20 protein-coding genes are annotated in these 24,555 nt (G+C 38.6%); 10 read left to right on the top strand and 10 right to left on the bottom strand.

Annotation, left to right across the window (positions count from 1 at the left end):
- Positions 1-143: 143 nt before the first annotated feature.
- Both G9H65_RS11210 and G9H65_RS11205 read right to left on the bottom strand, forming a co-directional pair.
- Positions 144-1,544: a S8 family peptidase gene (locus tag G9H65_RS11210; protein WP_166375423.1), complete on the bottom strand. Its 1,401-nt coding sequence runs from the start codon at positions 1,542-1,544 to the stop codon at positions 144-146.
- Between the two features lie 377 nt (positions 1,545-1,921).
- Positions 1,922-3,199, bottom strand: a complete 1,278-nt coding sequence (locus G9H65_RS11205; protein ID WP_166375422.1) for a prolyl oligopeptidase family serine peptidase — start codon at positions 3,197-3,199, stop codon at positions 1,922-1,924.
- 189 nt (positions 3,200-3,388) lie between these two features.
- Between G9H65_RS11205 and G9H65_RS11200 the strand changes: the two genes are divergently transcribed.
- From G9H65_RS11200 to G9H65_RS11185, 4 genes are all read left to right on the top strand, one after another.
- Positions 3,389-3,832, top strand: coding sequence for a nuclear transport factor 2 family protein (locus G9H65_RS11200; RefSeq protein ID WP_166375421.1), 444 nt, complete (start codon positions 3,389-3,391; stop codon positions 3,830-3,832).
- A 105-nt stretch (positions 3,833-3,937) separates the two neighbouring features.
- Entirely contained in the window at positions 3,938-4,075 is a 138-nt protein-coding gene (locus tag G9H65_RS11195) for a DUF2256 domain-containing protein (protein WP_166375420.1), read from the top strand.
- A complete protein-coding gene (locus G9H65_RS11190; RefSeq protein ID WP_317164419.1) occupies positions 4,050-4,343 on the top strand; it encodes a TIGR03643 family protein in 294 nt (97 codons plus the stop codon). The genes G9H65_RS11195 and G9H65_RS11190 overlap by 26 nt, the downstream gene beginning before the upstream one ends.
- Positions 4,343-5,473 (top strand): FAD-binding domain-containing protein, encoded by a 1,131-nt coding sequence (locus G9H65_RS11185; RefSeq protein ID WP_166375419.1) that lies wholly within the window; start codon positions 4,343-4,345, stop codon positions 5,471-5,473. Before G9H65_RS11190 ends, G9H65_RS11185 begins: the two co-directional genes overlap by 1 nt.
- Here the strand turns inward: G9H65_RS11185 and G9H65_RS11180 are convergent.
- The 3 genes from G9H65_RS11180 to G9H65_RS11170 all read right to left on the bottom strand — a co-directional run bounded on the left by G9H65_RS11180 (position 5,373) and on the right by G9H65_RS11170 (position 8,339).
- Positions 5,373-6,869, bottom strand: coding sequence for a cryptochrome/photolyase family protein (locus G9H65_RS11180; protein ID WP_166375418.1), 1,497 nt, complete (start codon positions 6,867-6,869; stop codon positions 5,373-5,375). The genes G9H65_RS11185 and G9H65_RS11180 overlap by 101 nt on opposite strands.
- Positions 6,870-7,080: 211 nt before the next feature.
- On the bottom strand, positions 7,081-7,284 hold the full coding sequence (locus G9H65_RS11175) for a hypothetical protein (RefSeq protein WP_166375417.1): 204 nt from the start codon (positions 7,282-7,284) through the stop codon (positions 7,081-7,083).
- 17 nt (positions 7,285-7,301) lie between these two features.
- Entirely contained in the window at positions 7,302-8,339 is a 1,038-nt protein-coding gene (locus G9H65_RS11170) for an endo-1,4-beta-xylanase (RefSeq protein ID WP_166375416.1), read from the bottom strand.
- Between the two features lie 171 nt (positions 8,340-8,510).
- On the opposite strand from G9H65_RS11170, the gene G9H65_RS11165 reads away from it, so the two are divergent.
- Positions 8,511-9,251, top strand: coding sequence for a DoxX family protein (locus G9H65_RS11165; RefSeq protein WP_205753303.1), 741 nt, complete (start codon positions 8,511-8,513; stop codon positions 9,249-9,251).
- 64 nt (positions 9,252-9,315) lie between these two features.
- Here G9H65_RS11165 and G9H65_RS11160 read toward each other — a convergent pair whose 3' ends face one another.
- Positions 9,316-10,797, bottom strand: coding sequence for a cryptochrome/deoxyribodipyrimidine photo-lyase family protein (locus G9H65_RS11160; RefSeq protein ID WP_166375415.1), 1,482 nt, complete (start codon positions 10,795-10,797; stop codon positions 9,316-9,318).
- Between the two features lie 26 nt (positions 10,798-10,823).
- Here G9H65_RS11160 and G9H65_RS11155 point away from each other — a divergent pair, with 26 nt between their 5' ends.
- Both G9H65_RS11155 and G9H65_RS11150 read left to right on the top strand, forming a co-directional pair.
- Entirely contained in the window at positions 10,824-11,057 is a 234-nt protein-coding gene (locus G9H65_RS11155; RefSeq protein ID WP_166375414.1) for a hypothetical protein, read from the top strand.
- 325 nt (positions 11,058-11,382) lie between these two features.
- Positions 11,383-12,846: a sulfatase gene (locus G9H65_RS11150; RefSeq protein WP_166375413.1), complete on the top strand. Its 1,464-nt coding sequence runs from the start codon at positions 11,383-11,385 to the stop codon at positions 12,844-12,846.
- Between the two features lie 141 nt (positions 12,847-12,987).
- Here the strand turns inward: G9H65_RS11150 and G9H65_RS11145 are convergent, their stop codons facing one another.
- The 3 genes from G9H65_RS11145 to G9H65_RS11135 form a co-directional block, all read right to left on the bottom strand.
- Entirely contained in the window at positions 12,988-13,884 is an 897-nt protein-coding gene (locus G9H65_RS11145) for a dioxygenase family protein (RefSeq protein WP_166375412.1), read from the bottom strand.
- 41 nt (positions 13,885-13,925) lie between these two features.
- A complete protein-coding gene (locus G9H65_RS11140; RefSeq protein WP_166375411.1) occupies positions 13,926-14,660 on the bottom strand; it encodes a hypothetical protein in 735 nt (244 codons plus the stop codon).
- A gap of 360 nt (positions 14,661-15,020) precedes the next feature.
- The gene (locus tag G9H65_RS11135) at positions 15,021-16,562 is read right to left on the bottom strand and encodes an arylsulfatase (RefSeq protein ID WP_205753302.1); all 1,542 of its coding nucleotides are present in this window, start codon (positions 16,560-16,562) and stop codon (positions 15,021-15,023) included.
- A 376-nt stretch (positions 16,563-16,938) separates the two neighbouring features.
- Between G9H65_RS11135 and G9H65_RS11130 the strand changes: the two genes are divergently transcribed.
- The 3 genes from G9H65_RS11130 (at position 16,939) to G9H65_RS11120 (ending at position 22,182) form a co-directional block, all read left to right on the top strand.
- The gene (locus tag G9H65_RS11130) at positions 16,939-17,451 is read left to right on the top strand and encodes a fasciclin domain-containing protein (RefSeq protein ID WP_166375410.1); all 513 of its coding nucleotides are present in this window, start codon (positions 16,939-16,941) and stop codon (positions 17,449-17,451) included.
- A gap of 224 nt (positions 17,452-17,675) precedes the next feature.
- Positions 17,676-20,180 (top strand): hypothetical protein, encoded by a 2,505-nt coding sequence (locus G9H65_RS11125; RefSeq protein WP_235927501.1) that lies wholly within the window; start codon positions 17,676-17,678, stop codon positions 20,178-20,180.
- Between the two features lie 82 nt (positions 20,181-20,262).
- On the top strand, positions 20,263-22,182 hold the full coding sequence (locus G9H65_RS11120; protein WP_166375409.1) for an FAD-dependent oxidoreductase: 1,920 nt from the start codon (positions 20,263-20,265) through the stop codon (positions 22,180-22,182).
- A gap of 142 nt (positions 22,183-22,324) precedes the next feature.
- On the opposite strand, the gene G9H65_RS11115 is transcribed toward G9H65_RS11120, so the two are convergent.
- Complete coding sequence (locus G9H65_RS11115; RefSeq protein WP_166375408.1) at positions 22,325-24,388, bottom strand: PQQ-dependent dehydrogenase, methanol/ethanol family; 2,064 nt, start codon at positions 24,386-24,388, stop codon at positions 22,325-22,327.
- Positions 24,389-24,555: the final 167 nt, after the last annotated feature.

Below are 24,555 nucleotides of genomic sequence, written 5' to 3'. Positions count from 1 at the left end.
ATTTAAACAGGGACTTTTTACTTACCAAACCGATGGTCATTTTTCCGAGAAATATTTTTCTGCTGATGAGCTATAAGAAAAACAAAAAGCCTCTCTAACGAAAGAGAGGCCTTGTAAACACGGAATGCTTTAATTTTAACGTATTAATAAAATCCTACAACACCTACATTTAGTCGACCACCTGAAATTGTTTTACCATTTAAAGAGGGTGTGGTATTGGTGTTATTAATAATAGCTTTTTTAATCACTTGAGAAGCGGCTTGAGTGGTACTAGTAGGGTAATTTTTTGCCGCATACAAGGCAACAGCCGCCGCTACGTGTGGGGTTGCCATGGATGTTCCACTATAGGCAGCATATCCTACTCCATTAGGACCTGGGACTGTTGAAATGATATTTGCTCCAGGAGCTCCAAGTGCTACGGATTTAACTCCATAACTAGACCAGGTAGGTAGTAAGCCATCCACATCAATGGCTGATACAGCTATGACATTGGGAGTGGTATAACTAGCTGGGTAAGAAGGTGTCAAATCAATGTTGCTTCCAGCATTACCTGCTGCTACAACAAAAAGTATTCCGCCTCTATCGGCACGTTGTATGGCTGATAATAATAATTTGGAATAGGCGCCGCCTCCCCAAGAGTTATTACTGGCTACAATATTGATTCTTTTAGTTTTCTTTAGGTTGGTTAAATAATCCAAGGCCTTGATGGCATTGGCAGTAGATCCTCCAGCAGGACCCATGAATTTAGCAGGGATAATTTTGACATTCCAATTCATGCCTACTACTCCAATGGAATTGTTGCCTAATCCTCCAATGGTTCCCGATACATGAGTACCATGCGCGTCAATATCATTGCTAGACGCTCCATCATACACAGAAGCATCATTGTTGGCAAAATCCCAACCACGGACATCGTCAATGAATCCGTTTTTGTCATTATCCAATCCATCAACAATTTCATTTGGATTAGACCACATGTTGTTGACTAAATCAGGGTGATTAAACATCACACCTTCGTCCACAATTCCTACATAAACAGTAGAAGATCCCGTATTATTATTTGCCCAAGCTACGTTGGCATTACTACCATAGGTTCCATTCAAGCCCCAAAGTTGACCGCTACTGTAGTATAAATCATCAGGAGTAGTACTTGTTTGTTGGTGTGTGTATAGTTGATTAAGTTCTGCTATTTCAATTAAAGAATTTTTTGAAGCACGATTGATGGCTTCAATAGCATTGATATTGGTTTTTACGACATAGAATCCATCATTACCTTCGTCTTTCATTTCTTGAGTAATAATCCGTTCTTGAATAGTTCCAGTAATGGCTTTTAGAGCAGTTAATTTACCAGATTCAGAAGTTCCACTTTTGAATTGAATTAATATTTCATTGGAAATACTTTTTCCTGAATTACCCTGTTGTACTAAACCAGGAGCCGAAGAATTGCCATTGTTAGCATTGGGAGAAAGGGCTAATTCATCCAATTGCATCTGGCAAGAAAAAGTAAATGCTGCCAAAAGCAAAATTGCAAATTGAGATTTCATTATTCGATTTTTAATGTGAGTAAGTTACATATATGATTTAGAACACAAATATTAATTTCGAACACATAGTAAATGTAAGGATTACAAGTCAGTAAGTTAAAATAGAAATCTATATTATCTTAATTTTTTACAATTTAATAATCTAAAATGTTCTAAAATTGACATATGTCAAGTAGACAAGTAAACAGGTGTAGTTTTTAATCACTGAAAATTACTAAATAAATTTAGACTTATTTCTAACTATCTAATCAAGTTCACGTATTACGTATAGGAGCTGTAAATCAATGCGTTACAATACTTCATCACAAATACTCTTCAAAAAATTAGCCTCCCATGTCATGCATGAGAGGCTAATCCAATTTTTTATTGGGGAAATATTATTTGCCTTTTTTCTGAGCAGCCAACCATTCCATGATGCTAACAGGTTTCCCATTCACTTTAACTAATGAACCGTCTAGATTCGTCCTTGGAAGGTTCTCGTGTAAGTAAACCCAAGACCAATGTCCGTTATATTGAAATCCCTTTCCTCCATAGAAATTGGTAATATCATGTACATGGTCATAATAGGTAAAATGGATATTTTTAGCTCCAGCTGCTTGTAATCTTTGGTAAACAGGAACCACCGTAAGGTCTGGGATGGTAGTAGCGTCATCTTTGGAATGAACAAACCAAATGGGAACTTGCTTAATTTTTTGAATATCGGCATCGGGGATGTATTCGGAGCGGTATGCCAAGGCACTGATATATCCAGCAGCAAAGTAATCTGGGTATAGTAAAATCAACTTTAATGCCATATATCCACCATTGGAGCAACCTCCCACGTAGATTCGATTGGGGTCAATATTGGGGTTGGATTTGACATAGTCTTTAATCAATGCCATTAATCCCTCATTGTAGACATCATTTTCCTTACCATGGGTTGTAACTTTTTGTGCATTATGCATCCAAGCTCCTGGACACTGCGGCGATAAGACATAGGCTCCTTCAAAAATGGACTGGATGGCTTCTGAGGCATAATTTGCTGCTTTATTGCCCAATAAGGGAATTGTTGGATCAAATCCACCTTCTCCTCCACCATGCAGCCAAATGAGTAAGGGGGCTTTCTCCTTTTTAATGGTCGGACTAAAAGTGGCGTAAGACATCGTCAATTGATCATTGAACTTATACTTACCTGTTAAATCAAATTGATCAACTAAAGGCATTAATTTTCCAGTAGGGCTATCCCAAACTTGTTGGGATTTCGTATGAATGATGGTCAATTGATAATCTACCCAGACATTACCTTTGCTTCTGAAATATTGGATGGGAAAGCTAATGGGTAGTTGTGGTCCCACTGCCAGCACCAACGTAATATTTTTACCCGTTTTAACCCGATTGCCTGTTGGATCGGAAACATAAGCTCCTACGATTTCTCTTTTACCGCTTGATTGCTCTTCTGTGATAGGCCCAGCGTTGGACTTTCTGGAAGCAAAGACAGAAAATTCACCCGCATTTACGGTTGAGGTGGTATCAGACAAGCTTAGAATTACTTTATTGACACCTGCTCCCCAGTCAAAACCTTCCACCACGAGTTTATAGGATCCAGTTGGTTTGGCGTTGGTGGTCAGGGAAATCATCGCTAATAATAGCGCGAAAATGTACATGCTTTTTTTCATGGTATCGTGATTTTTTTTTCAATGTAGCCAATATTTGGAAATAATTTAACCTGTGAATGCCGTTAAATAGATGTATAATCCCAAGAGTGATGAATATGGAAGTTTTTGGGTTTTGAACATATTTCAAAGTGGAGAGCTTAATAAATTTGCTAAACATCTTTAGATTTGGATTCAATTATTGATTCATCCATGAGAAAAAGCATACTTTTTACCTGTTTAAGTGTCCTATTATTCATTGGGGGATGCCTAGATTTGTCGGCACAAGCTCCATCTGACAGCCTACATCAGCCTATCATTCGGTTTTTTGATGGTTTTTCGCAAATGAATGCCTCCTTATTCCAAGAGAATACCACGCCTGATTTTGTACTTTATGAAGCAGGGATGATTTGGACCAATGATACCTTGACTCAAAAAGTAAAACCAAATCCTACTATTTCTTACGAACGAAAAAACACCTTTACTTTTTTAAGAGCTGAGCAACAGGGAGATATGGCTTGGGTGAGTTATTGGAACCAAGCCGTGATTCGTCGGGGCGATCAAATCCGAAACGCACGCTGGTTAGAAAGTGTGGTTTTAGTCAGACAGTCAGGCCGCTGGAAAATCCGTATGATGCATTCTACGCCGATGAAGTAAGAGGTATTTCAAAGAACGGTTAAACTCAAATTTTGTAGAAATTTTAAACCTTTTTTCATGTGCATTGTTTCAAGTAACTAATGCTATTGAGTATAAAATTGTGTCATGCAAGGGGTTAAAAAACAGCATTTGCCTACAAAAATATGTCCTATTTGCTCCAGGCCATTTTCTTGGCGCAAAAAGTGGGAGCGTGATTGGGACAAAATCGTTTATTGCAGTGAAAAGTGTCGAAGAAATAAATAAGTTGTCAGAAGAAGATATAGACCGAATCATTCAAATGGCTTGGGAAGATCGCACGCCTTTTGAAGCCATTGAATTTCAGTTTGGACTCAGAGAAAAAGAGGTTATTGAATTCATGCGACTACATAGTAAAAGATCGAGTTTTCAGATGTGGCGCAAAAGGATGTCGGGTCGTAACACCAAACATTTACTAAAAAGGGTTTCCTTGGACCCTCGTTTTAAATGTAATCTCCAGCGGAGCATCAGCCTGAATAAAATCAGTAAACGCTAATGGAATTTCCTGCCAGCCTAGAAGCGGTATACCATCGAATTGACACTTTCGACCCTGTAACCTATGCTCGTACCAGAAATTTTATTGATGGTGGCGTTTCCTACCTATCTCCTTATTTATCTCGTGGGTTTATCACCGTACCTGGGGTATTAATTCGGTTGAAAAACCGGGGATTCAGCTTTTCGGAACTGGAAAAATTCATTCAAGAATTAGCTTGGCGGGAGTACTATGCCAAAACTTGGTTTCGCTTGGGAGATGGAATTTTTCAAGATATTCGACACCCGCAAGAGGGTGTTTTGCACCAAGGAATTCCTTCGGCATTAGTTCATGCTCAAACGGGAATTGAAGCCATCGATGAACATATAGCTCGTTTTCCTCAAACAGGATATTTGCACAATCATCTTCGGATGTATATCGCATCTCTTGCCTGTAATGTGGCACATTATCACTGGTCTGGGCCTGCTGCTTGGATGTATTACCATTTACTGGATGGTGATTTAGCGAGTAATGCGCTTAGTTGGCAATGGTGCGCTGCCACATTTAGCAATAAGCCCTATTGGGTGAATCAAGAAAATATCAATCATTACACACATCGTCAACAAAGAAATACGGTAGTCGATTGTTCTTACGAAGAACTACCTTATTTGGCATTTCCCGACATATTCAAAGAAAAGTTTGATTTTACACCTCAAGAACCGAACATCCCCTTTCAAATTCCACAGATCAATCCAGACTTATCTACTTTCGTATATTCGCATTATACCCTAGACCCTAATTTCCATGCGAAGGAGAAGGGAAATCGAATTTTGGTTTTGGAACCATCTCATTTCAAGCGTTTTCCTATGTCGCCCCGTTCCATTCAATTTATAGTGGAATTAGCTGCACAGATTCCGGACTTACAGGTTTATTATGGGGAATATGCAGATTTGGACTGTTGTGGTACCTTTAGAGATCATCCCATACTGGCACATTGGCAAGGTAACCGAGAAGCTTATCCTTTTTTAGCACCTGATTTGATCGGAGATTTCCCTAGCTTTTTTTCTTATTGGAAACCTCTAATGAAACTCTTGGAAAAAGGCTGGTCAAATAATTTTCAGCCTGTTGAAGATGGGAATCTTTCTTTTCTTTAGGCATTTTATCCCAAGTGCTAATGAGCATAGCCCAGCGAGGGTTTTTGGAAAAAGTGGCTCGCTGTTTATCCAGAAAACGCCAAAATAATCCATCCCAAACAGCTTGCCAAGGGCCTTTTTTATAATCGCTCATTTTTAAAATATAATTGGAACCACAGATGTAGGGTTTTGTCGTCATTAATCCACCATCACTAAATTGCGACATGCCATAAACATTGGGAACCATTACCCAATCGTAAGCATCGATGTACATTTCCATGAACCATTGATATACGGCGTTTGGTTTGATTTCACATAGTAGCATAAAGTTTCCAAGTACCATCAATCGTTCAATATGGTGTGAATAACCTGTTTTGAGAAGTTTTCGAATGGTCATATCCACTGGTTCTATCCCGGTGGAAGCGGTATAAAATGCCTCTGGCATTTCTTTGGTAAATCGCCAATAGTTGGAATTTCTTTGTTGCGTACCAATTTTCTGATAAAGTAATTGTACAAACTCTCGCCAACCAATGATTTGTCGGATTATACCTTCCAAACTATTCAAGGGCGCCTGCGCCTGAATGATTCGGGCAACAATTTGAGCGGGGTTCAAAAGCCCCACGTTGATGAGGGGACTTAATACACTATGAAATAGGGTAGATTCTTGTGCTAAAATAGCGTCTTCATAGACGCCAAAATGAACAAGACGTTCTTGGATAAATAGATCCAAAGCTATGTTGGCATCTGCATGGGTACATGGGTAGTATCCACTACTAAAGGGCATTTCTAGGCTTCCTGGGTTATGGGGGAAATGTATTTGGACATAATGAATAGCTTCCTGAATATAGGGATTGGATACAAGACTTGGAAATGGCTGGGGGATATAAGTGTTTTTGGGTATTTTTTTTCTGTTTTCGGTATCAAAGGACCATTGTCCGCCCAACGGATTTTGTTGTTCGTCCAGCAGAATTTGAAGATTCTTTCTTTGTTGAATGTAAAACGCCGTTTGGAAATAAGTATTTTTGTTGCCCAAAATTTGAACATCCTGATTCAGGAAATTGGGGCTTGGGATTATGTTTTTCGGAACTTGACAAACACGTTGTATTCTCCTTTCCAGTAAATAATCATGGGTGTCAAAATAGCTCAATTCACTTAATCCCTCTTTTTGTAGGGTTGAAATGAGCTCAATGATGTTGGATTTTGGGTCATTGGCCTCCATGTAGATTACCTGAAAACCATGTTGACTTAATAAATCAGCAAAATAGCGAAGGCTAGCTCGGTGAAAAAGAAGTTTTTGTTGATGAAAACTATATTGTTTGAAATACAAATCAGACTCAATCACATAAAAAACTTGATCTTGAGGCAACTTCAATGCTTCTTCAAATAACTGATGGGGAAAAACGAGGAAGGCTTTCATGGCAAGTAATTTATGGCCTTCAACTTCAACTAGTGAAATGAAGAAGATGTTTTAATAGATGCCTGAAAAATGAAAATTCAGCTAGTTATACTATACGATCATATCATAATAAACATATCCAAAGTATGGGCCGTGTGTTGAAGGGAATCTAGATGTAATGGCAATTGGTACTGGAAAGCAATACTTATTAGGAAAAAAAAATAAAAGGTAATTACTTAAACCTCACCGAATCTATTAATAAACATAATCCTGCCTGAAATACAATCAAAGCCCCAGTTCCATACCAAAACCATTCACCACCCTGCATTTTGCTGATACCTGCATCTATGGCCATGGATAATCCCGCACCTGTCAGCAAGAGTCCGGTAACCGATTGGATTAACCACCTTAAGGTCGATTTTTTGTTGCTGTTCATGTAGGTGAAATTTAGTATTACTTATTTTTCAATTTCTGATACAATTCTCCATATACCGACTTCCTTTGGTAACTCTCATCAAACAGCAAAGGATACTCCTTAGGCCTTTTGAAATAACCTCGTAACCAAGAATCCTTATCGCCTACATTCCAAAAAGTAATACCATATTGTTGTTTGGACGGAATGGCAGCAAAGGAAGAAAATAACAAGTGAAACTTGTCAGATTGAGCTTGTAGGCTCATTACATCATGGACAAAATCAGGATTGTTTTTCGGATTCACCGCCACATCTACTTCTGAAAAATGAATGTGTAAACCAGTCGCGGTCGACTGCTCAATCACTTGCTTAATTTCTTCATTTTTGGACTGTATGGAAATGTGCATCTGCAGTCCTAATCCATGAATGGGGATTTGACGTTTTTTGAAATCTTGAACCATATTCAAAATGGCCTCCATTTTTTTAGGTTTTCCATCTTGTCCATAATCATTGTAAAAAAGTAAAGCATTGGAATCCGCCTCATGTGCCCAGGTAAAGCTTTTGGCAAGGTAATCAGGTATGTGATCTGCCCAAATACTTGGTCGCAAACTCCCATCATCTAAAAAGGCTTCATTGACCACATCCCAGCCGGCAATTTGTCCCTGGTAATGTTTGACTATCGTTTGAATATGGTTTTTTAATAGATTTTCCCAAGCCTGCTGATCCCCTTGAAAATCCTTCATCCATGGAGCTGTTTGATTATGCCAAACCAAGGTATGGCCATGAACCCGACTCTTGTTTTTCTTAGCAAAAGCCACAATTTCATCCCCTTTGACAAAATCAAAGCGATTAGCCTCTGGATGAATGAGTGCCATTTTCATGTGATTTTCAGCTGTGATTCTCGTGAATTCATTCATAGCCAAGGCACGATAAGAGCCATTTTCTTGCAATAGTCGGGGATTCACCGATGCACCCAAAGGATAGGGAAGAATCTGTTTTAGAAATTCAGTGGAATGTACTTGTTGGGCCTGTAAAAAAGGAGTAAAGCCCAGTATGAACAACGTGATGAATCTTTTCATGGTCAAAAGGTTTTTCACAAGGTAATAATTTAGGAGAAAAAGCATATATGGAACGTTTGATAATTTTTTCAAAAAAATAAGAAAATAATTCAAGAGAAATGGATTAGGTCTTTTAAGGGATGCTTATCTTGTTATTCTTATTTTAAGATTGGAGATTTTATTGAAACAAGGATGTGGAATAAGCTAGAACAATATATTATAGGTATCAGATACAATCGATGGTATCGTTATTTTGCCATTTTTTGTCGAATTTGCCTGGCTGTCGCATTCGCTATATCAGGCTGGGTGAAAATCAGTGGAGAAAGATTTGCCGCAGGCCTGCCATCAAATCACCCTTTGGGACACTATTTTGATGCATTATTAGATACCGGTTTTTACTATACTTTTATTGGTATCGGTCAAGTAATCGTGGCTATTTTATTGCTTATTCCTAGAACAGCTTTATTGGGAGCTATCGCTTCTTTTCCTATTATGATCAACATTTTCGTGCTGACTTATTCCATACGATTTGAAGGGACCAGAATAGTGACTTTCATGTTATTGGCTAATTTGTTTTTGCTGGTTTGGGATTTCCAACGACTCAAACCTATTCTCGCTTTCCAACAGCGAAAAAATGATCAACAAACTAACCCTAATTATTCCAGTACACATTCGTTTCCTTATGTCTTTTTTACTTGTGTGTTATTGACCTTGGCTACCGTGATTGGAGTGAATCAAATCATGTACGACATTAGACCAGGTAATTCCCCTGAGGAATGCTGGAATGGCTGTCGGGACAGTACCACCCCAAAAGCATCCAAAGAATTTTGTGATTGTATCTATACCCAAGGTCATAATTTAAGGACCTGTTTGGATGAATTTGAGAAGGCAAAAGCAATTGAATTGGGAGCTGATCGTAAAAGTTACCCATAATCGTCCCTCGAAAAGTGAATATTGCCTTCAGCCATATTCATTCGATTTAACTTTCACCTATCAATTACCCTTTTCTGTTTTTGGGATTATTGACATGTTTTTGGAGGATTCGTGTACCTTCTTGTCTTGCCATTTTTGTTTTCCTAATTGCCCAAACTTGCTCAGAGGCAGCTTTACGTGAGTTTTCAACATCGACGATGGGGAAGGGATAATCTTGCCCTAGGTTTACATGGTACATTTTTTGTTCCATTTCGCTCAATTTCCAAGGTTCATGTAGTAGACTAGGTGGTACAGCTTTTAATTCAGGTACCCATTTTTTAATGAATATTCCATCAGGATCGTGTTCCATGGAGTTTTTGATGGGATTATAGATTCGGATGGTATTGACACCTGTTATCCCAGCCTGCATTTGAATCTGCGGATAATGAATGCCTGGTTCGTAGTCTAGAAACTGTCGAGCCAAAAAATGGGCCAAATCCCGCCAATCTTGCCAAAGATTAAAGACAAAAAACGATACGACTAAAGCCCGCATACGGAAATTGATATATCCGGTTTCTACTAAACAACGCATACATGCATCCACCAAAGGAATCCCTGTTTTTCCTTGTTCCCAAGCCTTTATGTAATCCATATTTCGCTTTTTTTCCAAAGATTGGTAGGCCAGGTTGATGGCTTCAAATTCCATCCGACATTCATCCTCAAATTTTTGTATAAAATGACAATGCCAATGTAGTCTTGAAATGAAATTTTGTAAGGAACGTCGATGGTTGGATTGAGCTTCATGTTGCTTGGTAAACGTATAAACCATTCTCATGCTCAGGTTTCCATAGCTCAAATAGGGAGAAATGCGACTGCATCCTCGTCGACTAGCCTCCGGTTTACTGATTGATTTGCTGTAATCTTGGTGGCGAGTTTGTACAAAACTTTGCAGGTATTTCCATGCCCAATATTCGCCTCCTTCTTGAAATTTCGGATTTCGAGTTGTAAAACCTATAGGGATTTCTTCTCCTTTGAGGCTGTCGTATAAGGTATTGGGTAGATGAACCAGGTTCCAATCATGCTCGCGAACTAAAAATGGAGGCTGATTCATACGTTCATCCCATCTTTTTTGCCAAGTTTTTCTTGAGCGTAATTTCCGAATAACGCCATTCGTTGGAGTTTCTTTCCATTGAATTCCATGTAAATCACAAAATACCTTGACTTCTTTATCCCGTTGGTAACTTAAGTTATTTCCAATTTCTTCATGTGAATACATGCTTTGAATGGAATAGTGTTCTGTTAAGGCATCCAAAACGGGCAAAACTTCCTGATGAAATAGATACAAGCGGCCATTTCGGTCTTCCAATCGGCCTTGCATTTCGGTTAAGGATTCATATACAAAGCGCCAATGTCGCACATCACTATCGGGGTATTGAATCAAGGATGGCTCAAAAAAATATACTAATAAAACGGGGATATCTTGTTCCAAGGCACGGTAAAGTGGCTCATGGTCTGTAAACCGTAGATCACGTTTAAACCAAACGATATTGATGGGTGATTTGGGCAATGGAAATTGTTTAGCTAATAAACTAGATGAAGTTGGGATTGTTTTTGATGAGTATAATTAGATCAAACTTCATCGCAGTTGAAAGACGATATAAAGCAGGAATTACAAATTTGTTTCATATATATTTGCCTTTAGTTGATGCTTGGTTAATATATGATAATTCAGATTCAGAACCTGATTTTATCGCCTCTAAAGATCAAGACGGAACTTACAAAATTAAAAATGTAGTAAAATGGCAACAACTAAATCAAGCTCAATAAAGAATACCTCCTTAGTAATGGAAAAGATTGAGTTGGGTATGTCTAAAGTCAAGGAGGATTTAATTGCATATAAAAAAGCTAAAAATTCTGACTTGGTGGTACTTAAAGGTGACAAGGTCGTTCGTGTTAAACCTTAGGGCCTTTACTAAGCGAAATTTGAACCCTCAAATACCCCATGAATAGGAATTCTCCTTATTATTTTTTTACAAAGTTTACCAGTTCTAAAATCTTAGAATAGCTGAAGTTTAAAAAGGAACGAAAAGGATATTTTCGATTTTTTCTCTAAATTATCCTCATTATTCGATCTTTTCTAGGCCTATTCCTGATGAAAAATATAGTACTCTTACTTTGCTGCCTGCTTTGGAACTTAGTCTTGGAAGCACAAGCTCCCAAGAAGCCCAATATCATTACATTTGTCGTAGACGATATGGGTTGGACTGATGCCTTTAATCCCAACTACCATACGCCCAATATGGCTAAATTGGCCAAGCAAGGGGTGAAATTCTCACAGGCTTACGCTACGCCAGTTTGTACTCCCACTCGAACCAGTTTTTTATCAGGAATGAATGCCGCTCACCACGGTGTGACGAATTGGACGTCGCCCCTGAAGGATAAAAATAGCGATGCCACAGATCAGCAATTCAGTCCTAGTTCATGGAAAATCAATGGTTTGAGTCCAAAGGAATATACTTCCTATCCACAAATACTTAAACAGGCTGGTTATTTGACCATTCATGTTGGCAAGGCTCATTGGGGCTCAGCAGGTACACCGCAAGCCAATCCTTATAATTTGGGATTTCAAGTCAATATAGCAGGTCACGCCGCTGGCCATCCACAGAGTTATTATGGGAAAGACAATTATGGTAATTTACCGAGTAAAGTAAGTCCCCAAGCCGTTCCAGATTTAGAAGAATACCACGGTTCTACCGTATTTTTGACAGAAGCTTTAACCTTTGAAGCCATTAAATCACTAGAAACTCCCATACAAAATAAGCAGCCATTTTATTTGAATCTGGCTCATTATGGGGTTCATACACCCATTCAAGCAGATGAACGATTTTTTCAGAAGTATTTGTCGGCTGGACTAGATTCATCGGAGGCCAAATACGCCAGTTTGGTAGAAGGAGTTGATAAAAGTTTAGGGGATATTATGGCTTATTTGCAAGAAAAAAAAGTGGATGGAAATACCATCATTTTGTTCATGAGTGATAATGGGGGTTTGAGCCTAGCTCCAGCCAGAGGAAAGAAAGCGCATGTGCAAAACTTACCACTAAGAGCAGGAAAAGGCTCGGTGTATGAAGGAGGTATTCGGATTCCTATGATCGTTAAATGGCCTGGTTTTGCCCCAATGAATAAGGTGGCAGACCAATACATCATGGCCGAAGATTTGTTTCCGACTATCCTACAAATGGCAAAATTGAAGGATGTTAAGACGCTTCAGGCATTGGATGGCAAGAGTATGGTTCCATTCTTGAAGGACCCCAACTTAATGGATGCGGAACGGGTTTTGGTGTGGCATTATCCCAATAAATGGATTGATCAAGATGGACCAGGGATTAATTATAAATCTGCTATACGAAAAGGTAATTTGAAATTAGTGTATGATTTGCGCACTGGCCAAAAAGAACTATATAATCTCTCCCAAGATACGGCTGAGCAGTTTGATTTAGCTGCCAAACAACCCGCTCAATGCAATCAACTCACTCAATTATTAAAATCTTACCTGAGTCAACATCAATCCCCTATGCCAGTAGATAGGAAAACGGGGAAGTTGGTGGAAATCCTATAATATCGATTTGAACTTTGGCATTGCTATTTTCTACTATTTGAAAATCGTAGTTTCAAAGTATAGCTAGTTTCAATTCTGAATAGAAACGAATTTGAGCTCATTTGTTTGAATTTAACAATAAATGTAATTTGCTTTAAATGACTAAAATTCTTTGATGGAAACAGAGCTGTGTTTGACCAAATCGTCATCCACGTAATTATAAGTTAGTTTGATCGCCTCATTGGGCATAATTTCAAAGATGAGTGTGGCGTACATTCCTTTGGGCATAGCTGGATATTCAAATGTATTATTACCAACATATTCAAAGTTTTCTCCAAATACTTCATTCTTCATCCACAAGCATTTGTTCTTTGTAAAGAGTTCAATTTTCTTGGATTTGTCTTTTACATCGGTATAAATACCCGTTAATTTATCAATAGCGGCTGCTTCGGCGTTTAATGTTTTGGACATACTTACATGATACATTACTTTTTTGCTTCCATCCTTCAAGGTTTCCGTATCCAATATTCTATTTTTAGCTTCCTTGGAGGAGGCGTACATATCTTTAGGGATATGGGCATCGCCGGAGAAATATAATTGTGTTACCAAGGGTTGATATCCTTCTGCGGTGATCATGAGGTGAAAATGTGCAGGTCTTATATGTCCACCACCTGCATCATAGGGCACAGGTAAAATGGTCTTAAATGAATATTGTCCATTTTCATCTGAATAGCTAGTGCCTCGATAACGGTACTCACTAGATGTATTATCATAAACACCCTTGGAGTCACAATGCCACAATTCTATTTTTGCATTTTTGTAAGGAGTTATACAATCCTTATGTTTGATTATGCCACTTAATTCAATCGGATTTCCGACTTGACCTTTTATGATGAGGTTATTTCGTAGTGGGCTGTTGGGACGATAATATGGTCCCAGTATATCACTGGTAGTTTCACAATCGCCAACAAAATGTTGGCCGTCAAAGTGAATAAATCCATTTGTACTTACTACCGCAACAAATAAAGTGGAATTTTTAATAAATGTTCTTCTTTGCATGATTTCCCCAAAAAATTAGTGCTACATCTATAAAAAGGAACTTATAAGGCCAAGAACCAATCACCGAATGTAGCCCAAAATCCAAATTTGTAAAAGTTTAAAACCGAAAATTGGTATCCCACTGAAAGTAACAGGACAAAGGGGAAAACGTTCCAGCGCTTATGAGATTTAAAGTCCCAAATACATAAAAAAACTAACAAAATATCTACGATGGCAAAGCTATAAATGGGGACTAATGGGTAACCTTCTAAGGTAGGAAGGTATTTTAGCAAGGATGGAAAATTAGAGGCAATAATGCGGTCAGTGATGGGTGGAATCATGGGGAAAACCGTACAAAGCATGTATCTGGCATGAATGGTTCCTTTATTTTTATGGTAAATGGCTAGGGCATACAGTATGACAAAAACTAGCAGAGCATTCAGTACAAGTGCGGTAGCAAAGTTTAAATAGGGACTCATCTGTTTTACACCCGATAACCTGAATTTTAGCAGATCGGTGGTTGAAAACAGCAGTAGTGGTACGAGCAAGTAAGAAATAAGTCCCACTTTTTTATGGAGGGCCACTTTTTTTGATCGGATTAACCATGGTTGCACAATTAGCATCAAGCACCATGAAATTAAGGTGATACCATGGAAGTGTAAACGGTAATTCCCCTGCTCACCCAATTTTGAAAAATAGGTAAACCAAAAGCCCCAAATCATGAACATAAAAAATACAATAAAGTAGAGGTAACCCTTTTGGTAAAGTGTTTTTTCTAGTTTCAAATTCGTCCCCATAGTATTAAGTTTTAAAGGTTGTTAATTCATCCTAAGTCGTTCATTTTGTGGTAATTAATTTACGTATATATACAATAGTATAAAAAGAAGTATATATATCAAATTTTTTATAAAATTGATAAGACTTTCTAGCAGATTTAACTAAGTAGGTAAGGTACTTATTTTACCACGAACAGATAATTCTTGAATTTATAGGAAAGGATTTTTATGGCCTCCAAGCTTGGATTTTAGCTCATTTTCTTCTCTTTTCTAGGTTTTCAGGCTTGCCAAAAGAAAAAAAATGTGTCTTGATTTTTTCGGGAAAAAGAAATGTACGAATTTTAAAAAAAAAAAAATATCAAAAAAAATTACTTGTCAATGTCATTTTACCTGCATTTTGGTAGCCCACGCTGCATATTTGGCCAATAAGTATTGGTATTTTTCTGGATTTAAGGTAGCCAAATTCTTATTTTCTATTCGATCTTTTCTGACATTGTATAATTCCCAAGCTTTGATTTCATTGTCCCAAACGAGCTTCCAATCACCTTCCCTGATGGCTCTATTTCCAAAATGTTCCCAAGCGATGAATGGCTGAGCTTCCCTTTTTCTTTGTTTAAAAATGGGAACTAAGCTTTTACCCTCCACGATTTTTGTTGTTTTGGTTTGTGTTAACTCCATGATGGTCGGGAAAATATCCATGATATGACCCACTTGCTCACTTTGAATATTTTTTTTAATTCCATTTGGGTATGAAACTACTAATGGAGTTGAAATTCCACCTTCATGCATCCAATGTTTATACATTCGAAATGGGGTATTGCTGGCATAAGCCCATTCTTTTCCATAGGTAGTGTAGCTTCCAGGAGCGCCAATTTTTGTACTTAAGGAAGCCTTGTATTTTTCTGGACCTAAGTCTTTGGATGAGCGATCATCTAGGACCTCATGGCAAGCACCATTATCAGAAAGGAAGAAAATGACTGTATTGTCGAAAGTCCCATTGGCTTTTAATGCTTGAATTAGTTGACCAATTCCTTGGTCCATTTTATCAACCATGGCTGCATAAGTAGCCATTTTTTCAATCCAGATATTTTTGTCTGATTCCTTTTCGAAGGACGCTAGGGCAGGGTCGGAGGGCGGCAATGTACCACCGCTTACCTGTAGACCTAATTTCTTTTGACTCTCGAACCGTTGCTTCCGCAGTGCTTCCCAACCCTGCGTGTACTTCGATTTATAGGAATCAATCAGTTCTTGTGGGGCATGAATGGGCCAGTGCGGAGCTGTATATGCCACATAAAGAAAAAATGGTTTTCCAATAGCTTTGTTTTTCTGTAAATAGGATACGGATTTAGCTGAAATGGCATCCGTGAAATAGTAATTAGGAGTTGGTGTGAATGGCTCATTATCTTCAATAAGCTGACGTTTGGGCAATAATTCATAATAACTATTGGCACCAGAAATCAAGCCATAAAAATGGTCAAATCCTCTCTGATTAGGCCAATCTGGCTTTTTCTCGCCCACATGCCATTTCCCAGTCATGTAGGTAGTGTAGCCGTTCTTTTTTAATTCTTCTGCGATGGTGGGAGTGTCCACATTCAAAAATCCTTGGTATGACCCTGTTTTAGTTCGATCATAATCACCCGTATTGACCATGCCACCCATCCCTGCTTGATGCGGGTACATGCCAGTTAGCAGGGAGGCTCTACTCGGACAACATCTTCCTGCATTGTAAAATTGCGTAAAAACAGCACCCTTTTTGCCCAGTAAATCGATATTAGGCGTTTTGATTTCTGAACCAAATATTCCAATATCACTGAAACCCATGTCATCGGCTAGGATTAGGATGATGTTGGGACGAGTTTTTTGAGCAAAAAGCAGGGCTTGAAACCCAAAGAATATCATGCCCAGTAAGAGGTATTTTTTCATCGTTGATGTTGGTTTAGATCCAGCATTTATTTTGAAAGAGCAGGATTTTACGTACTAATATGGTGATTTATTAACAAAAAACAGTGCCGGCTCTTGAGATAAATGCCCCTCAAAAAAGACCACCCAGAACGAATAAATTCACCTCCTAATTAAGTTTTAATTCCTAGGCACCTGAATTTATATCAAATATTTTTCAAAGCCTAGGTCAAATGCATCGATGGTTTAAAAAATTCGTTTGTAGGTAATCGCTTGTTGAATCACAGAAATGCCTGTTTCTCTTTACCATCCTAACCTAGGTAGGAATGATTTTACAGATTCTTAAAACATATTGATATACTGCGTGTTATATCAATTCAACAACTAAATTCTTAAAAAAATGACATTTAAAAGATTTGCTTTGACACTAGTAACAGTAGCTTCGATTGTTTTTTCTGTTAATGCACAGAAAACGATTGTAGACATTGCAGTAGGATCTAAAGATCACAGTACATTAGTAGCCGCTTTAAAAGCTGCGGATTTAGTTTCCACCTTACAAGGTTCAGGACCATTCACTGTTTTTGCTCCGACGAATGCGGCATTCGCCAAATTACCTGCTGGAACGGTGGATAATTTATTGAAAGCTGAAAATAAGGCGACTTTGGCTAAAATTCTAACCTACCATGTCATTGCTGGAAACTTTACAGCAGCTACGGTATTGAAGGCAATTGCAGATGCAAAAGGTAAATTATCTTTGAAGACAGTGAGTGGAGCTAATTTGCTTGCTTCTTTAAAGGACGGCAAAGTTATTTTGACTGATGAGAAAGGTGGTATATCAACAATAGTTGCCACTGATTTAGCAGCAGGTAATGGAGTGATTCACGTGATTGACACGGTGGTATTACCTAATTAGAAAATTATTTTTTTTGATTTTGAAATGGCCAACATTTGTTTGGCCATTTTTTATGCCAAAATTTCAAATAAATGGAAGATTTACAGCAACGAATTTCTATTTATTAATAATATTTCATTAATTTTTATTAAAATTTCAATACTTAATTTAGTAAAGATATGCTCAACGAGTAATGGACCTTTGCTAAGTTGATTTGTTGATTGTATGAATGTCATCAAAAGAAAATGTCACCAAATAATTCTTCGATTAAAACTGTAATCAGCAATACGGTTATATTTGCCGCTTTAGTTTTGTTATTTTTCAATGCCACTGCTCAATCCCCAAGGCAATCCACTTACCCTCAATTCAGTGGTATTTATCCACATTTAGCCTATTATAATAACGAAGGCGAATGCGGAACAGGGGCAGTTGTACCTTGGGCTGATCGACTATGGGTTATTTCATATGGCCCACATTTACCATTTGGTTCAACGGATAAGCTTTATGAAATTAGCCCTCAGTTAGGTAAGAAAATAAGACCCGAAAGTATCGGAGGTACACCAGCCAATCGAATGATACATCGGGAGAGTAATCAATTATTTATAGGACCTTATGCCATTAATGCAGCAGGCGAAGTACGTACAATACCTTATACTCAAGCCCCTGGTCGCTATACTGGTTTAGCAAGAGCGCTTAACAATCCACAAAATAACTTGTTATTAGCCACCATGGAGGAGGGTTTTTATGAGTTGGATGTACACAATCTACATACTAAACTACTCTATGAGGACGGTAATATAAAACTCAAGAATGCGAATAAAACTTCGAATAATTCTAGTAGTTCTTTGTTGCCTGGAGCTCATGGTAAAGGTCTTTATTCAGGTCAAGGAGTGATGGTTTATTCCAATAATGGAGAGTCTGGAGATAAAGCTTTGAAACAATTTGACATTGAATCTGGTGTTTTAGCTGAATGGAATGGTCAAGATTGGAAGCTTATCCGACGAAATCAATTTGTTGAAGTAACTGGTCCGGGTGGAATTTATGGTAATAAAAATCCTGCCACTGATCCCATTTGGGTTACAGGCTGGGATCATAAATCGGTTTTATTGGGAGTAAGAGATGCAGGAAAATGGACCTTTTTTAGATTACCCAAGGCAAGTCATAGCTATGACGGAGCGCACGGGTGGAACACGGAATGGCCAAGAATTAGGGATGTTGGTACAACGGGAAAACCAGATTATTTAATGACCATGCATGGGATGTTTTGGCATTTTCCAGCATCATTTACTTCAATCCATTCAGCAGGCATTCGCCCTCGCTCGGCTTACTTAAAAGTCATTGGTGATTTTACTCGTTGGCAAGATGGTTTAGTGTTTGGTTGCGATGATTCAGCTCAAAAAGAGTTCTTAAATAAACGAAAAGCCAAAGGAAATATAGAAGGCCCAGGACAATCGAACTCAAATTTATGGTTTACATCCGTTCAATTGCCAGATCAATTAGGGCCGAATACAGCACAGGGAGCGGTTTGGCTTTCTGAGAAAATTGAAGCAAATGTCAGTTCAGAGCCTTTTCTATTTGCAGGTTGGAAAAAGCGCATGGCATGGATTCAGAATGCGGGTAAGGAAGATGTTAAATTTACCTTTGAGGTAGATCGACATGGGAAAGGAAAATGGGAAAATTTACTTACGGTCTTGGTTGAGGCAGGAAAGTCAACCAACATTTCTTTTCAATCTACCGAAACAGGAGAATGGATTAAGGTGAAATCTGACAAGAATACCACAGCAACGGTCAATTTTAACTATACGGACGGCACTCGATTCGTTACTCAATCTTCTCCTATTTTTAATGGATTGGCATCCACTCGTAGAGATGAATATACGGGTGGACTATTATATGCGCTTGGAGATAATCGTCGCAAATTAGGTGTTTTAGCAGGTGATTTTTCAAAGGAAAAATTCAAAGAAGTAGGTTATTATGAATTGGATAGCGCCATGAATTTGAACAGAAGAGAAGATGGTAAAATGGCTGATTTTATTCGATCCAAATTTGAAATCTCAAAAGATGCTATTTCGGTCGATGAAGCCTCTGTTTTAGTGGTGGATGATGCTGGTCGTAGGTGGCGTTTACCCAAAGGGAATGAAAATTACACTAAAAAAAATACAGCTGCTTCGATGCGGATTTGTCGGGAAGTGGCTACCGAGCGTGATTTGATGAACGCACATGGAACATTTTATGAACTGCCCGCGGAAAATGCAGATGGCTTTGCTAAAATTAGACCGGTGGCTTCCCACTCTTTATCCGTGCATGATTACGCATCCTATCGTGGCTTATTGGTTATGACAGGACTTGAAAAAGAAAGCCCAACAAATGAACATATTATTACTTCCGCAGATGGAAAAGCAAAAGTTTGGGCAGGGACCATTGATGATCTTTGGAAATTGGGTAAGCCGACAGGGCAGGGTGGGCCTTGGAAAAATTCCTTTGTGACTGCTAATATGAAATCAGACCCTTATTTAATTGGATTTTATGATAAAAAAAGTTTGAAAATATCGCATAAATCTATGCAAACTATAACCTTTACTATTGAGATAGAACCTATGGGTCATGGGCCTTGGATGGTATTCAAAAAGGTGGAAATTAAGCCCAATGAAACGTTTGAATATACGTTCGCCTCTGATTTTCAAGCACGATGGATTCGTTTTTCAAGCAATAAAAATTGTGAGGCAACCACTTGGTTGACGTATCAATAGGAAACAAATACAACCATATTATAAATTAAAAGGAAACCGCTTTGAATCAATTTGATGATAGGTTTATTAAGCACAAGCAAGGATGAAAAGAAGAAATTTTATTGGTTTATTAGGGAATACGAGCTTGGCATTGCTAGCTGGTAATTTGTCAAATGTTTTTGGTTCCAATTCAAATGAATTTGTATTTATTGAAGCAGAACAATTTGAGAATTTTGGTGGATGGAATATAGATCAACAATCCATGGAGCGGATGGGCAGTCCATATTTGTTGGCCCATGGTTTGGGTATCCCTGTCGAAGACGCAATTACCCATATTACTTTTCCTTCCGAAGGGACATACCGTGTTTGGGTACGTACCCGAGATTGGGTTGCTCCATGGAATGCACCGGGGGCTCCAGGTAAATTTCAAGTAAAAATTAATGATAAACCATTAAAAGAAATATTTGGTACTAAAAGTGCTGAGTGGCATTGGCATGATGGTAAAACAGTGAAAGTGGGAAAAAATGCAAAGTTAGCATTGCATGATTTGACAGGATTTGAGGGAAGGTGTGAGGCCATTTTATTTTGTAAAGACCTTCGTTTTGAGCCAACGAATGATATACAAGCTTTAACCCAATTTAGAAGGAAGTTGAATGGTTTGCCCGAGAATCCGGAATTTGGAGGATCCTTTGATTTTATCGTAGTTGGGGGTGGATTGGCAGGTACCTGCGCGGCCATATCAGCAGCCAGAAATGGAGCCAAAGTAGCCTTGGTGCAAGATAGACCAGTATTGGGGGGCAACGGAAGTTCTGAAGTTCGTGTTTGGCCAGAAGGTCATACCAATAAGGAGCCTTATCCACACATTGGCGATATCGTTTCAGAAATATTACTCCCAATTACCAAAGGCTCTGGTCAGGTATTGAACGGGGTGAGTGCTGAATACTACGATGACCAATTAAAATACCAAAAGGTAATCCAAGAACCCAATATCACTTTATTGATTGAAAATAGAGCGATAGAGGTCATAAAATCTGGTGATAAAATAAACTCGATTGTTATTCAACATATTCGTACAGGAAGGCAATTGCTGTTAAAAGCATCCTATTTTGCGGATTGCACGGGTGATGCCACCTTAGGTTTTAAGGCTGGAGCTGATTATGAGTATAAAGTGGAGAACTTAATGGGAAGTTCCAATTTATTCAATGTACTGGACGCTACCAACAAGGAAGATGTTTTGAAATGTGAATGCAAAGATAAAAGTGCATTGGCATTAAAATGTGAAGTGGGGAATTATGCCCAACCTTTTCCTAGGTGTCCTTGGGCTTTAGATTTATCTGATAAACCATTCCCAGGTAGAAAGGGAGTTAAAACCTTTGGTGCAGAAGGATTGCAATCCTTTGCGAATATGTGGTATTGGGAAAGTGGTTTTAATAAGGACCAGGTCAATGATATAGAATTGATTCGAGATCATAATTTTAGAGCTATGTATGGGGCATGGGATGCTATAAAAAATGTGGATAAAATGTATCCAAACCATCGATTAGGTTGGTCAGCCTATATTGCGGGCAAACGAGAATCACGAAGATTAATGGGGGATGTGATTCTGGATGCGGAAGATTTTAAATCTCAAAAGAAATTTTCGGATGCCGCATTTCCATGCTCATGGCATGTAGACCTGCATACACCTAAGACTGAATTTAAAACAGGATTTGAGGGGAATGAATTTGTTGCTGACTATACGAGAGGGAAGGAATATCAATATGGAAATCTGTATTGGGCACCTTATCGAACTTTGTATAGTCGGAATATTTCTAATTTATTCATGGCAGGTAGAAATATTAGTGTCACTAAAACAGGATTAGGACCGGTGCGAGTTATGAGGACCTGCGGCATGATGGGTGAGGTTGTGGGAAAAGCTGCGGCTATTTGTGTCAAAAACACCGTCAGTCCGAGACAGGTTTACGAGCAGTATTTACCTGAGCTAATTAAATTGTTAAGTCAACCGGGTAAAAAGGTCGTATAGTTTACTATTGAAAATGGCACTAAATACCTTTCAAAACTCAAAAACCTCATCAATAGATGAGGTTTTTGATAAAAATCAGGTTATCAAGGCATTAACTGAAACTCAATTATTGAAACCAAAGAACAAATACACCTACCAATGATTATTTCTTTGCCTCAGCATAAATATACTGTTGGATATCTTTGATTTCTTGAGGGCTAAATCGATTGCCGAAACTGGGCATACCTTTATTGACAAAGACTCCTTTTCTCACGATATCGTCCATCATGGCCATTATTTCAGGCTTTGAATAAAGTAAGTTCGGAACCACTCCACCGCCTTTTAATTGATGACATACCCCACAAAAGTTGCTAAACAAGGCTGCACCATTGGCTATTTGAGCTGGAGTGGCTGTCACTGCTACATTCAGCTTGGTTTTAGTTTCAGCAGGAATGAGTGAAGGCATCTTCGCCTTACCTCCTAGTTTAAAAGTAAAGATTCGACCTGGCTGAATTGTTTCAGTAAATTTATACCACAAACCTACGACTCCTCCCCATCCTACAGCCACAGACACATATTGAACGCCGTCCACTAGATAGGTGACTGGTGGAGCAATGATCCCGGATTTCAAATCTGTATGCCATAATATTTTGCCCGTTTTGGCATCATAAGCATTAAAAATACCATGTGCATTTCCTTGAAAGACCAAATCGTTGGTGGTTAAAACACCTGCATCCCAAATAGATGCGCCTGGTGTTCGCCAAACTTCTTTACCCGCAATCGGATCCCAAGCAATCAAACGACCTTCGGCCTTATGTGCTTTTGGGTCGTCCTTGATGGGCTTGTTTGGATTAAATTTAGAGCCCGTATTCCATCTTTTAGAGTCTTGAATATATTCCGTTGGATTACCGTGTAAATAGGACATTTCACGAGAGGGAATATAGACTAGTTTAGTTGTGGGATTATAGGCCATGGCTTGCCAATTGTGTCCTCCAAGAGGGGATGGGGCCACTAATTTATTGAAATCTTCGTATCGGCTAAATGGGGTTTCTACAGGTCTGCCCGTCTTTTTGTCAATATGAGTAGCCCAATTGACATACGTATAGGGATTGCCTGAGATGAATTCTCCCGTTGTGCGATCTATGACATAAAAGAATCCGTTTTTAGGTGCCTGCATAATCACTTTACGATCTTTCCCATCGATGGGTAAATCAGCCAAAATCATTTGTTGAACTGCCGTATAATCCCAGCTTTCTCCTGGCGTGGTTTGATAATGCCATTTGTATTCACCTGTTTTAACATCGACTGCCACGATGGATGATAAAAAAAGGTTATCGCCACCACCTGGACTTCGTATCTCTCGATTCCAAGGAGAGCCATTTCCAGTTCCTATATATACAAGACCTAATTCAGGATCATAGGCGAAACTATCCCAGGCCGTACCGCCACCTCCCATATTCCACCATTCTCCTTTCCAAGTGTTGGCAGCCATTTCCATGGCTTTCGATTCAAATCCATTTTTGGGGTCACCTGGTACCGTCCAAAAACGCCAAACTTCCTTGCCGTTTTCAGCATCATAAGCTGTTACGTATCCACGAACCCCTATTTCCGCCCCTGAGTTTCCAATAATTACTTTACCATCATATACGCGTGGGGCACCCGTTATGGTATAGTTTTTGGATGTGTCTATGGTAGCAACTGACCAATTAAATTGACCTGTACTGGCCTTAATGGAAATCAATCTGCCGTCTAATGTTGCTACAAATATATTTCCTTTATAGAGGGCTACACCTCGATTTACGACATCACAGCAAGATTTTATGCTTGTCTGTTTAGGAACTTGTGGGTCATAGGTCCATAGGATTTTACCTGTTCTTGTATCTAGGGCATAAACGACAGACCAAGGGCCACTTAAAAACATGATACCATCCACAACTAGGGGAGTGGCTTCAATCCCTCGACTTGTACCTAGGTCAGTTGACCAAGCTAAAGATAATTGTCCAATAGTTTCCCGATTTATTTGGTTTAAATGACTAAAACGGTCTTCTTGGTAATTTAGGCCATAAGACATCCAATCTCCAGGAGAATCTTGCGCTTTGGTGAGTTTGTCGTCATCTACTTCAGAAGTAATGTTTTCAATGTGTGCTGGTGAACCTTTTGGTTCGTCTTTTGTACAGCCGCATAAGAACAAAAAGGAAATGCCCCAATATAAAATTTGCTTGATCATAAATTGACATGTTTATTCCAATATTTTGTACCCGAGAAGGATAACAAAGAAATTAGAGTGTATAAAATGAACAGGAATTAGATTTCAATAATCTTTTAATGACTATCATTAGGCAAAATCCAAAATCACAAAACATGTGTTGGTCTATGATGAATTAGGCGGTAATT

The sequence above is a fragment of the Aquirufa ecclesiirivi genome, assembly GCF_011250515.1.
Lineage (GTDB): Bacteria > Bacteroidota > Bacteroidia > Cytophagales > Spirosomataceae > Aquirufa > Aquirufa ecclesiirivi.
This window is presented reverse-complemented; position numbering and strand designations above follow the sequence as displayed.